Below are 12,898 nucleotides of genomic sequence, written 5' to 3'. Positions count from 1 at the left end.
TGCTTCTCAAATTTGGCACCCTGCTCTATCCATTTCTTGATCAGCTTCTTTTCGTAGGAGTTGAGCGATAGATTGGAGTTAGGAGGTGGCATTTGCATATCCGGATCGTCTGAAACGATGGCTTGGTATACCTTGCTCTTCTTGGGATCTTTGGATACGATGGGGAATTCGCCAGGGCTCTCAGAAAGCTCGGAGAATGCGGTCTCTTCCAGGTCTAGGCGAAAACCTTGGCGCTTGTTCGCGTCAGGGCCATGGCAAGTATAGCAGTTATCGGAGAGGATAGGTTTAATATGGAAGTTGTAATCTACAACCTCAGGGAGCTTCAGGGATGAATAATCATCTTTGGAAACATGGAAGGCGCCACTGGTAAAGGCGTACAACACCCCTAAAAGTACCACAAGGATAGATATGATCAATATTTTCTGTTTCATTTTATTATTTTTTTTCTCTTTTTACTTTTTAATTCTGTCCGTTATTTGCCTGTGCCAATTCACATCTTCCCACATTCCTTTAAATTGGGGATGGGTAAAGTTAGAGGTGCATATAAACTTGTAATTATCGTGTTTACGAGCCAAATCAATACAAATATCTGCTGATTCTTTTGTCCAGCGCCAGTCCAATTCAGGATGATCATACCATCCAATTGGACCCCATCCTTCGGTATTGCCACACACCAAGTTGTTCTGAGAAGCTTTTAATGCAATATGATCTATTCGATCCCCAATCCAATTAACTAATTGAAACTTGTTTTCTGTCCAATAAGAATACAAGTCTTTATTTAAAACACCCAAATTCTGCGATTGATCCCTACTCCCAATTTTGTCTATATTCAGAATTTTCCCTGTATGATGAAACCAAACATGATAGTCTAAGGCTGCCTGCTCACTTAGATCAATGTCTTCAAGGGGCACACCAGAATCATAGGATGTAAAGAACTCCAATTCAGGAAATCTCTCCTTTAATGCCCTAATGGTATCTTTCATGAACTGGTTGTGGAAAGCAACTTGCAGGGCATTCCCTTTGGAGGCATCCAAGTCTGGCATATGGGCTTCGGGATTATCAATTTTAAACTGCTTGATATCCGACCGCTTGTTTAGTTCCTTTTTTAACCAGTCATATCCATGGTTAACGGGATATTCGTTTAAAAGATCAACATAAATAACATTGTCTAGCAAATTATTATCTCTTAAAAAATATAATGTTTCACTCCACGCACGCAATAACCCTCCTTGTTCATTGAAAATATCTGTGCGACCTGTATTATGGGGTGCAAACCAGGTAGACAGTCCAACCTTTATTCCATATTTCTTACATAATGGTAGGAATTCTAATAGAGCTTCACGCGGACGAAAACTCATCGTATAATCATTTCCCCATAAACTTGGTTTCCAATCTTCCTTAACACTCCTAAATTCATTAATTATTTTTCCTTCTTTGGTAGAAACAACAAAATGAGGCATTGTATCTATCCGAATGGCATTGTAACCACGTTCAGCAAGCTCGCCAATTACCTGTTCCCAGTTCTCAAATTCACCATACCTATGATGTCTTAGAATCCAGCTAAAGTCCCACATGGCAATGGCCAATGGCTTTTTCACCTTTGATATTGGCAAGACAGGATCACTATTTGTGGAGGAAAACGAATTCCATCCTAAGGCCATTCCAGAGTTTATTAGACCGAGGGATGACAGGCCAAGGGTGGTATTCTTTATAAATTTTCGTCTTCCCATTGTAATAAGAAATTATTTTCTCGTAAAAATCTAAACAAGCTTGATCTGCTTTTTTAAAAAAAATACAATTAGATATTAATCAAAAACATAAACCGACTTAAAAACAAACAAATAAACAGTCCTATCCAGACGTATCCGGTTTGTTTAAGTTTGATGATAGCCAACTAAGATTATGTTTTAATGAAAACCCATTATAAAAAACCTTAATTGGTAGTATACATCATTATCCATTATAACTACCACTATCATAACCAACTAAAATACAGTTAACTATAGTTATATCCAAATTTCTATAACTTGTAATAGTTACGTAAAAGAGCACTTAATTCAGAGGCCCAGACGTAAATAGTAATACACCAAATTTTGAATTATAATTTTCGTTAATCCTTATATCATTTTTTAATGTTAAATTCGATATCATCTAATACAATAATATTCCCACTTAGCGCTGGTATCAAGCAAAGTAAATCTACTTATTAACCAACTAACTTTCTTTAAATTATCTAGTCGGCTTCACCGCTCCATAACCCCTTTCCCCATGAAACCAGTTAGCAGCTTCACCAGTCAACCATAGGTAATAATCGGATTCAAGATTGTTTTCAATTCCAACAAACTTGTATCCATTTTTGCCGTTTAACGGCACCTCATTTTCACGCTTCACCTTATAAATAGCAGTTCCCTCATCTATTTCATCAAACATGGCCACATAAAGGCTTTTTGCACCACTCGCCTTGGCCCCAACAATCTGTTTCCAGATGAAATCACCTCCCATCCTAGGAATGGAGTTGTATTTAGTAGGATCCTTCGTTAAATTGCCCCAGGTAAAACCTGGAAAAACCAAAGGCACATAATCTACACCATTAGCATCTGCCCATTCCATATCTTTTTTAGCAACATTTGGATTATAATTATCAATATTGTACCGACCTACAGCCCATGGCATAATAATATCTACTTTTTTAATCAGCTCATGAAGTGCAGGATTGCTTTCCGTATCCTGATTTAAAGTTCGCCAGTAATAAGGAACACCCACCATTATAGACACCTCATTCTTTGGTCCTTTTAATTCTGTTACCAGCTTGTCTACCTCTCTTATACTATATTTACGCCCGTCATTAAATCCAACACCCCAAACCGATACTAATGGTTTGCCATTATGTCTTAAATAGGTGGGGTTTTCCGCATTATCAAACAACTGGAACATCCCTTGTAGTTCCTTCCAATCCTGGACTAAATAATCTAGATCTGCTGGAGAACTACCGCTTAGATCGTACATTACACTAATTGCTCTTCCGTACTTTTTGGCGGCTTTGAGTGCATTCTCTAAAACCTTATTAAAGTGTCTCTTGCCTTTTGGATTAGAGGGTTTTATTTCGGCTACAAATCGCTGTATATGGACGCCATCTATACCGTATTCCTTCATCCACTTAAAATGGAGGTCTATGGTTTCCTCATCATATGCACTGTATAAATGGGCAGCGGATCCATCTGGATATTTAAAGGGAGTAACATACTGTTTGGCATACTCAGTCATATCTGGCCACATATCTATTGTGGAGCATTCTGGGTGAAAGCCACAATCATTCTTATAATGGTACCAACCCCTATCGGAATTATCCCCCACGGCGGAAAACCAACCTTGATATCCTGCCATTACAAGACCTTTATAGGATGTATATTTCAATCCCGTCTCATCATAGACAGTGTCTTGAGTTTCGGTTTGATTAACCGAATCATCTACCGTACGGTTATCTTTACAAGAAGATACCGTAATCATTATTGGAGAAAGGACTATAATTAGTAATTTAAAATATTTTATTATCATTATTTGTAAAATTAAGACTGAATTAAATATTGAATGACTGCGGGCCTTAAAGGTTTATCTCAACAGCTGATGCATAAATATATATTACTTCCAATGCGTTCAATTAAGCTGAAAGCCTTAAAACAAGGTGTCTAGTTTTAAATCAATTTATTTAATCTGATGAAATTTCAGGATATACAGCGCCTTCATATTTTCATCCACGTCTTTCTTCCTTTTAGATCTTTTAACCTTTATAGGTTTACAAACATTTAAATCATTGTATGTAAGTTTTTTACCCCATCGACGCTTGTTTACTCTGTAAATTTCTGCCTTTCCATTATTACCTTATTTACTGCACCACTGTCTGCAAAATTCTTATTTGGCTTTTACGTATAATTAATCAATTTCATATTTATGTTATCCTAGTTGTCAGAAGGTAACATAAATACTTTCATGACTACATTTGGAACCATAATCTAGATACCAAAAAATGCATTAAATTCACAAAACTGCACCTAAACTATCATTGCATAAGTTCTTCCAACGTCCAATATCCTTTTTTGTCTTTTGTTTCTTCCCTTATTCTGCTAACATCTTGTTTATCAACCATACTCTTCTCATCATTGATAATACGTATATAACTGATAACATCTGCGATCCATTCGTCATCGTTACTTGCCATGGGTAACATCACCCCATATTCTTTGCCTTTAATAGGTCCTGTTAGGCCGTTTAAAAGGATTTTCACCACTACATCCTTATCACCTTTTACAGTTTCTGATCCTATAAGAGGAGGTGCAATCAATGATTTATCTTCATTTACCACACCTTTTAGATCTGAGCCATGGCAGGTAACACAGCTCTGCTTATAATTATTATAGCCCTTTATAATTCTTTTTTTGACAGAGTTGGGTTCCTTGGCAACTAGGTCTTTTAGTTTCTTTAGGTCAGTATCATTCTCCTGAAAGCTATCAAATACAGATCTTACGATAATTTCATTATCTACATATCTTTCTGAAATAGAAGTTAAAATTTCAGCTGCTTTTGGACTCAGGCTAAACCTTAGGCTAAGGGCTAGCTGATTCACTACATTTATGTCTGAATCAAATTGAAGATTCGCTAACAATGGCAATAGATCGTTCTCCCCATTTTTCAACAATTCATCAGACAACCTAATGGCTGTGATACTCACACGGGGGTCCTTGTCATTATATTTGCTCTTAATTAAATCCTTGTCTATCACTCCAAGCCCCTCTAAAGTCCATAAAGCATGTACTCTTTCCAAGCCAAGGTCCTTATCTCCAAAAGTTTTCGCCCAAAAGGATTCATTATCAGTTGCCATTTTTTTAAGTTTGGGAATAACAGACATATCTCCTTTGAGGACAATCAGTTTTTGTGCCGTATTACGATACCATCCATTAGGGTGTCCTAGATAATCCAACAATTCTTTGGCTGATTTATTCAGTAAGTTGGGTTTACCATCAGGCTTTATCTGGTCGTGAACGATACGATAGATTCTTCCTCTACCTATATTCTTATCCAATCCCTTTCTCATTATAACAGGTCTTATAAAACTTCCTTCGGCCGTCCAGGCACTTTCTTGAATAATTCCCCGGTACATGTCCACTATATATAACGCTCCATCGGGACCCGTTTTAGCTTGTACGGGCCTAAAGTTCAAATCGGTGGATGCCATAAATTCGGTCTGATCATAGGCATTGTACAAAACCTTTTTTCCATCTTCATTCCTTACTTTTGCCCTACGGATTAGTCGACCTACCGGCTCTGGGATAAAAAGATCCCCGTATACTGAAGGCGGTAATCGATGTCCCCTATATATTTCTTGACCGGCCACTCCCGTAAAATGATTTAGCGTACCATCCTCTCTCAATCTTTTTTCTGCCCCTCCTTGTACGTCCGGCGTGCCCACTATTGGCCAAGGTTCAATAAAACCGTCCGATAACCGACCTTTTGGATCAGCAGCACCATAGGTTGCAGGTTGTTGGAAACCGTAGGCTGGATTTTCACCTCCTGCAGAAGAATAATACATATGGCCCATATCATCCTGCGTTAAGCCCCACTGTCCACTAGGCATATTTGCTAATGTATCCACTATAACAGCATCATGCTTAAATCTAAATCGAACAGGATTATAGGTCATATATACCCAATTATCCAAATTCCAAACTAAACCGCTCTGCTGATGTTCCAAGTTGCCGCCCCGCCTATCTGGATGTGTAAAAATAGGCAGCTTTTCATCTGCCACGCCATCATTGTCCGTATCCCTATAACTCACTAGATTATAAGAGTAGGTTTCATTTATTACAAGTCGATCATCTAAGGGCAATAACATCCTTGGCAAAAGAAGACTATCTATAAATACTGAACTTTTATCCATTTTACCGTCCCCATTGGTGTCTTCCAATAACATAATCTTACTCGTGGGCTCATCGGTGCCATCACCATCTACGTTCTGCATGTAGGTCTCCATTTGGGCTACATACATTCTCCCATTACCATCCCATGCAATGTCTACCGGTTCGTTAATCATTGGTTCACTAGCCACCAATTCTACTCTATACCCCTCTGGAAGATAAAAAGTTTCCATGCTTTCTTCTGGCGTTAAAAAGTCGGATGGTGCTTCTCTTACTATTTCCGGCTTTTCATATATTTTATCTTTGAAGGTTTTCTCCTTGCAGCCATTGCCAATAAATAGGAGGAATATTGATAAAAATAAATATTGGTATTTCATGTTGATTTTAATCCTTAAAAAATAATTGAAATGTTAGGATACAATCAGATAATACTGCATAATAACATTTTACACTATGCTAAATTTGATCTCTTTAGCCCTTTATAAAATTGATACCTATAATGATTATTTTGCAACCAATTTATTCTTTAAAAAAAAAAGATAATTGGTTGCAAAATTTAAAATCTATATGGAATAAGTGACTAATACCTAATATAACACTAATCTTCACTTAAAAGACCCGAATATAATTCATTGACTTCATCACTACTAAGCACATAGTCGATAATAACTACACCACCTACTTTACCTTCGAAAAATTGACCATATGCTCCTGTTCCATCCTGACCAATACGTATAGGCAACCCGCTGTCCATATCACTAAATGTAGATATATCCCCAGCAGCAGGAGTATCATTAAAAACAGCCAATTCTCCATCCAAGTACAACGACATTACTCCATCCTTGTCAAAAGTCATTGCTATATGATGCCAATTACCATCATTTATAGGACTACCTTTAAGATCTAACCTACCTCCAACTCCATCTCCTCCCACTAGCTTTATATCTTTTGATCCGCGGTGTGCTAGTATAAAGCCTTTGTTTCCTCCACCACTCCAATCTTTATTACCGATTATAGATGGATCATCGCCCAAAGTAGTTGTATTTACCCATAATGATACAGAAAAATCACTATTATTAACAAAGTCTAAAACATCAGTAATAGTAACTAAATCATCTATTCCATCTAACACTACATAAGCCCCGATTCCGTTCTCAACACCGGAACCAGAAACATTGCTTTCAATATTTAATGGGGTTATATCAGTAAGACCACGTTGTAAAGAAACCAAAGGCACTACTGATGCTGCTGTTTTATGATAAATTGTATAAGGAATGGCCTGGGCCGAATTATAATCAAATCCATCAACCCCGGCATCATCATAAATAACAACGACATTGAAAACTGTTAAACTTCCCTCATCAATATCCAAGTCTTCAATAGTGGATATCCAGTTGAATGAATAACCATTATTATTTTCAGAAAATTCATCAATCGTTTGAACCACTGATTGCTCACCATTACGTTTAATTTCAATCTTTAAAGGTTTCGTTTCTGTCCAAATAGAAATTTCTAATGGTTGGTTTCTATAGTACCACTCCTCTTCTTGTGGATTATAATCTAATAAACTTAATTCTTCACTAGTATAATCTTGTTTAGTGTTGGGATTTTTTGAGATGATAACAACTTCCCCTATCTCATTGATCCTATTATCAATAATTACGTCATACCTATCCTTATCGTTACAATTAATGAAGATAAGTGGAACGACTAATAACATTCTCAATAATTTTATACTTTTCATTTTGATACTTTTATATGTTTCATTTATATTTATTCCGTCTTCAGATGATGAATAATATTAGGTTATTTTACATCCCACCACATCCGAGCCAAGAAACTATTACCATCTGTTGCTTCTCTTGCTTTATTATAATTAACAGAATTATAAAACATTTCATTATCAGGATATTTCAAACGTCTTGGCAACTTTCCCTTAGTTTCACCTAATGATACCTCAGGAGTACTATTATTTATCCGATCAGCAATTATTGGATAACCTGAACGCCTCATATCTGCATAACTTTCATAACCATTTTGAATGTTTGCCAACCATTTTTGAACACCAATTTGTTCTTTCATGTCCTCTTCGTTTCCGTTTAAAGTTGCGAAAGGATTATTTAAAAGGTAGTTTGAAATGGTGAATTCCTCAATATTATAATTTTCCATGGATGCACGAATACCCTTCTGATACCACTCGTTTGCTAAATTTTGATCCTGAACCCCTCCTAACCCACGTAAATACATTTCAGCTTTAATAAAACAAACCTCATCGTATAGTAGAATTGGTGTAGCTCGATCAGCCCGACTTAATTCGTCACCCATTCTTGAATATAACGCAATATCCACGAAGTCGCGACCATTCTCTAGCCCAACATACTCATTATTAGCATTAGGTTTAGCGAATAATGCTAATCGAGGATCGTTAGTATCCTTTAAGAAGTCAACCATTAATTTTGACATGAAAAATGTATGAACGGTGGAGGTCCATAAAGGGTTTCTATACCCTGCTTCATCGAAACGTTCAAATTTAGCAGACTGTTCATGTGAATTAATTATTGGAAATTTAGCTACTTCATCAAACCACTTCTCTGACAGGCCACTATCAACATTTGAAATTCGCAGAGCCATACGTAACCGAACTGTGTTGGCAAATACCTTCCATTTCTGTAAATCTTCTTTGTAAATATAGTCCGCCTCCCCTAATAAAATTTTATCGCTTTCGCCAATTAATTCTAAAGCTTCAGTAAGCTTTTCAAAACAATCCAAATAGATGTCTTTTTGCTTGTCATAAATTGGCGTTTCGATAATTCCATTTTCATCTTCAAATCCTGCTTCCGAATATGGCACATCTCCATAGGCATCTGTAAGCGTTATAAATAATGTCGATCGAATTACCAATGCCATCGCATGGGCAGTTCTATCGCTCAGCGTCTCCTTTTTTGAAGTACTTTTTATAACTTCAAGTAAATTTTTATTTGCAAGATAAATTTCATTCCAAGGAGTTGTTGCATCAAAATTCTCATATAATCCTGGATTAAAATTTTTGTATGCAACGTGATGCCCCCAATCTTCAATCTGAAAATCCTCAGCTACCAAAGTAGCTAATGTTCCATTAATCAGAAATATAGGATTTACTTCGCTCAACGCATTGTAATCCTTATTAACTTCTTCCATACTATCGTTTGTACAGCCTACAATTACAATCAATAACAGTCCGACAAATAATTTTATATTTTTCATAATCAAAATTTAGAAATTTAGTAATACATTAAAACTAACCGAACGAGTTGCGGGGGCTGTATAATCGTTATATCCTAAACTTCCAGTACCAACACCGGTTCGATAAGCATCCGGATCAAAATGTTCAGTTTCTCTATATAACAACCATAGGTTCTGACCAATTACCGAGAATCTTACATTACTAAAAGGACTCTTGTCCAAAAGTCTTTTTGGAAGTCTATAGGCAAGATTAACCTCTCTAAGTTTTACGAAAGATGCATCTTCAATATTTCCTTCCGCCCTATCATTCCGAAAACGATCCCAATATGTACGTGGATCTGCATAAATGGCATTTGTTCCCTCATTTAATACTCCTCCAATCTGTACGCCCTCTTCATTAACCAAATTAGGGTCAAATATTACGCTTTTTCCAATCCACAAATCTACTCCTCCAGTGTTTTTCCAATCACTGGAACTGATCCCAGCTTCTTTCCGTGCATTTTCTGATGCTATCCAACCTTCACGACCATTTAAAGAAGAAACAGAAACACCTTGCTCATCATAAGCCATGTTAGTTTCAGCAAATATATTCCCACCAAAGGAGCCATCAATTTGAAAACCAAGAGATACGTTTTTATATATAAATGTATTTCTTATTCCGCCTGTCCAATCAGGTTCAACTTTACCAAGATTTATATACTCATTAGTTTGTAAAGGGACTCCGCGGTCCGAACCATCAGGTTTAATAATTACTAATCCTTGATCATTTCTCAAGAACCCCTCTCCCATTATACTCCTGAAGGACTCTCCAGGCACAACTGCAATTTGGACTGCATTAGTACCTCCTAAAATTATTGGACTATCCAAACCGCCTAAATCAATAACCTTCGATTTGTTTTTAGCGTACACTACATTGGTCTCCCATGTAAAATCTTTATTCCTTATTGGATAAGCTGTCATACTAAGCTCTAGTCCTTTATTTTCAACACTTCCACCATTAATAGTTTTTGAGGTATAACCTGAAGAAATAGCAAGTGGCTGGCCAGGAATAATTTGATTAAATGAATTAGTTCTATAATACGTAGCGTCTAGTTGAATACGATTATTCAACATATTTAAATCCAACCCTATTTCAGTTGAATTTGTTCTTTCTGGCTTTAAATTTAAAAAAGGCAATGTTTGAGGATTAGAAACAAAACTTGCTCCTTTGGTACTATTTCCAAAACTATAGTTTCTATTAATTGAAGCACTTACAGCATTTCCAACTTCAGCATAAGAAAATCGGATTTTACCGAAATTAATAAGTCTTTTATCAAGTTTAAAAACTTCAGAAAAAATTAAACTGCTAGTAATTGATGAATAAAAGTAACTATTATTCTCAGTGTTAAGTTTGGAACTCCAATCATTCCTTCCAGTAAAATCTAAAAAGAATAAACTATCGTACCCTAACTGCAACGTTCCGTAAAGAGAGTTTGTTACCGCCCTACTTTCATTATAATTATACGATTTAGAAAGTGTGTTATTAGGGGTATACACATCTTCAAAAACAAAACTGTTTCCAACAAAATCTGCAAATTTCCCCTCAAACCCATTTTGAATTCCTCCAACAGTTCCATTTAAATTTAAGCGATTATCAAAGAAGTTTTTATCCGCCATAAATAAAAAATCTGTGGAATAATTTCTCTGAAATGCATCTTGTTTACTATAACGACCATTAGGAATTGGTCTTGATTTTGGTTGAGTGATTTCCCAATTACTATAATGTGTTTCGTCAAAACTATGTCTTAACATTAAAGAAAGCCAGTTATTAAATTCGTAATTTAACTTAAAGTTGCCTATACTTCTTTTTCTACTATCATCATTACTATCAACATATAATCCCCAGTAATATTGATCAATGTTTTCTGTTGTTGTCCATAATATTGGTTGGCCATCTTGCCAATCTGGTCTTCCCCAATCTATTCCGGATTCGGGATATCTCCCCGGACGTAAATCTCCAAGTCTTAAACTTCTAGGGTGAGTAGCAAAATTAGCCGAACTACTGAAATTGTTTTCAGGTCGATTATGTCCTTTAGATGAAATATAGTTGAAAATAGCATCAACAGATAATTTACTAGTTAACTGATGGTTAACTCTTAGGGAAATACCTGTTTTTTGAGTCATAGCTGTTGGTATATACTCATCAGCCTTATTATGCACTAAAGATCCATAATACGTGCTTTTCTCTGTGGCTTGTGAAATTGATACTGTATTTTTAAAGGTCACACCTGTATCAAATAAGTCCCTAATATTATTAGGTTGAGGAGAATATGGGACTAATGGTTGATCTCTTAACCAATTAATTCTGACTGGTTGTCCTTCCATTTTCGGACCCCATGTTTCATCATTTGTACCTCCTCCTATTAAAGGAAAACCATCTGCTCCCATTCCTTGAAATTCGCCAACTTCACCTTTCCCTTGGCCATAAATATTTTGTAAATTTGGTAAAGTCGCAACTTCGGTAAATACTACCCCTGAATTTACAGTTACACCAACCCCTTTATTCTTTAATTGTTTTTTAGTTGTTATAACTAAAACCCCATTTGCACCATCACCACCATATAATGCAGAGGCATTTGCTCCTTTTAACACTGTAACACTCTCTATATCATCAGTATTAAGATCCGAAATTCCTTGTCCTCTGTCAACAGTATTGTTTCCGAATGTTGAGTTATTGTAAATTACTCCATCAACTACAATTAAAGCCGCATTGTTTCCATTTATTGAGTTGTTCCCACGCAGTACTATACTAGATGATGCATCTGATAATCCTGAACCTTTAGTTATATTTAATCCAGCCACTTTTCCTTGTAAAGCATTAATAACATTAGCCTGTCCAGATTCTATTATCTCTTCTGAACTCACAGAGGAAACCGAATACCCAAGCGCTTTTTTATCTCTTTTTATTCCTAATGCGGTAACAACAATTTCGTCTAACTGAGCAGCACTTTCCTCCAAAGAAATAGTTAGATTGGTTTGCCCGTTAACAGGAATTTCCTTGGTGGTAAAACCAATATAAGAAATAATTAAAACAGCATTGTCATTGGTTAAATCAATGATGAAGTTGCCATCAAAATCTGATTGGGTTCCATTAGTTGTTCCTTTTTCAACAATGCTAGCCCCAGGCAATTTCGAGCCTTCAGAATCAATTATGGTCCCTGATACTTGAAATTGCTTACTAGTTGGAGTGGACGCGGAGGGCGTAACTTCAATCGCTTCATTAATTCCAATTTTCTTTAGCAAAATTTTTCGATCTTCGAGTATATAAGAAACATTCATCTCTTTAAAAAGAATATCCAATATTTTCTCTACCGATGCCTTCTTTACTTTTATGGAAACCCTACGATTTAAATCTACCGTTTTGGTATTGAAAATAAACTTGAATTCGGTCTTGGACTCAATCTCATTTAACACAGTCTCAACGGTTGTATTTCCCAATTCCAATGATATTTTGGTTTTTTGGGAATAGGTCGAATTTGCCTGCATGACAAATGAAACAGTCAACAAAAAAAGAAGTGATAACTTCATTTTTAAATTAAATTTTAAGCACCAAGGTGAAACTTCCCTTGATTTAGGTGGTTTTTTCATAATTTTGAATGTTTGAAGGTGGTTATATTTATGTAATCACGTTTTTAATTCGGGGAATGTTGCAGCATTTCCCGTTTTATTTCCATGATATCTCTTACATACACATATAGCAATATGTGAATGGGTTATTTTAAATAGTT

The 12,898-nt window shown here is 36.0% G+C and carries 7 protein-coding genes; all 7 read right to left on the bottom strand.

Annotated features, from left to right (window positions below):
- On the bottom strand, positions 1 to 431 hold a 431-nt coding region (locus G466_RS0121115; RefSeq protein ID WP_026815399.1), incomplete at its 3' end, for a c-type cytochrome domain-containing protein.
- Between the two features lie 21 nt (positions 432 to 452).
- Entirely contained in the window at positions 453 to 1,730 is a 1,278-nt protein-coding gene (locus G466_RS0121110; RefSeq protein WP_026815398.1) for a cellulase-like family protein, read from the bottom strand.
- A gap of 499 nt (positions 1,731 to 2,229) precedes the next feature.
- Complete coding sequence (locus G466_RS22975; protein ID WP_051315825.1) at positions 2,230 to 3,555, bottom strand: glycoside hydrolase family 71/99-like protein; 1,326 nt, start codon at positions 3,553 to 3,555, stop codon at positions 2,230 to 2,232.
- Positions 3,556 to 4,057: 502 nt separating this feature from the next.
- Positions 4,058 to 6,286, bottom strand: a complete 2,229-nt coding sequence (locus G466_RS0121100; RefSeq protein ID WP_026815397.1) for a DUF7133 domain-containing protein — start codon at positions 6,284 to 6,286, stop codon at positions 4,058 to 4,060.
- A gap of 221 nt (positions 6,287 to 6,507) precedes the next feature.
- Positions 6,508 to 7,629, bottom strand: a complete 1,122-nt coding sequence (locus tag G466_RS0121090) for a LamG domain-containing protein (RefSeq protein WP_026815396.1) — start codon at positions 7,627 to 7,629, stop codon at positions 6,508 to 6,510.
- 86 nt (positions 7,630 to 7,715) lie between these two features.
- Positions 7,716 to 9,152 carry a SusD/RagB family nutrient-binding outer membrane lipoprotein gene (locus tag G466_RS0121085; RefSeq protein ID WP_026815395.1) on the bottom strand — a complete coding sequence of 479 codons (1,437 nt, stop codon included), beginning with the start codon at positions 9,150 to 9,152 and terminating at the stop codon, positions 7,716 to 7,718.
- Positions 9,153 to 9,161: 9 nt separating this feature from the next.
- Positions 9,162 to 12,656 (bottom strand): SusC/RagA family TonB-linked outer membrane protein, encoded by a 3,495-nt coding sequence (locus G466_RS0121080; RefSeq protein WP_026815394.1) that lies wholly within the window; start codon positions 12,654 to 12,656, stop codon positions 9,162 to 9,164.
- Positions 12,657 to 12,898 lie beyond the last annotated feature (242 nt).

Origin of the sequence: Arenibacter certesii DSM 19833, from assembly GCF_000429545.1 — a bacterium.
GTDB classification, from domain to species: domain Bacteria; phylum Bacteroidota; class Bacteroidia; order Flavobacteriales; family Flavobacteriaceae; genus Arenibacter; species Arenibacter certesii.
The sequence above is the reverse complement of the archived record's forward strand: the minus strand, read 5'-3'. Positions and strand labels throughout refer to the sequence as shown.

Bases quoted from the DNA above. Each gene is read 5' to 3' on its own strand.
- G466_RS0121110 (WP_026815398.1), bottom strand. From the start codon at position 1,730: ATGGGAAGACGAAAATTTATAAAGAATACCACCCTTGGCCTGTCATCC.
- G466_RS22975 (WP_051315825.1), bottom strand. From the start codon at position 3,555: ATGATAATAAAATATTTTAAATTACTAATTATAGTCCTTTCTCCAATA.
- G466_RS0121100 (WP_026815397.1), bottom strand. From the start codon at position 6,286: ATGAAATACCAATATTTATTTTTATCAATATTCCTCCTATTTATTGGC.
- G466_RS0121090 (WP_026815396.1), bottom strand. From the start codon at position 7,629: ATGTTATTAGTCGTTCCACTTATCTTCATTAATTGTAACGATAAGGAT.
- G466_RS0121085 (WP_026815395.1), bottom strand. From the start codon at position 9,152: ATGAAAAATATAAAATTATTTGTCGGACTGTTATTGATTGTAATTGTA.
- G466_RS0121080 (WP_026815394.1), bottom strand. From the start codon at position 12,656: ATGCAGGCAAATTCGACCTATTCCCAAAAAACCAAAATATCATTGGAA.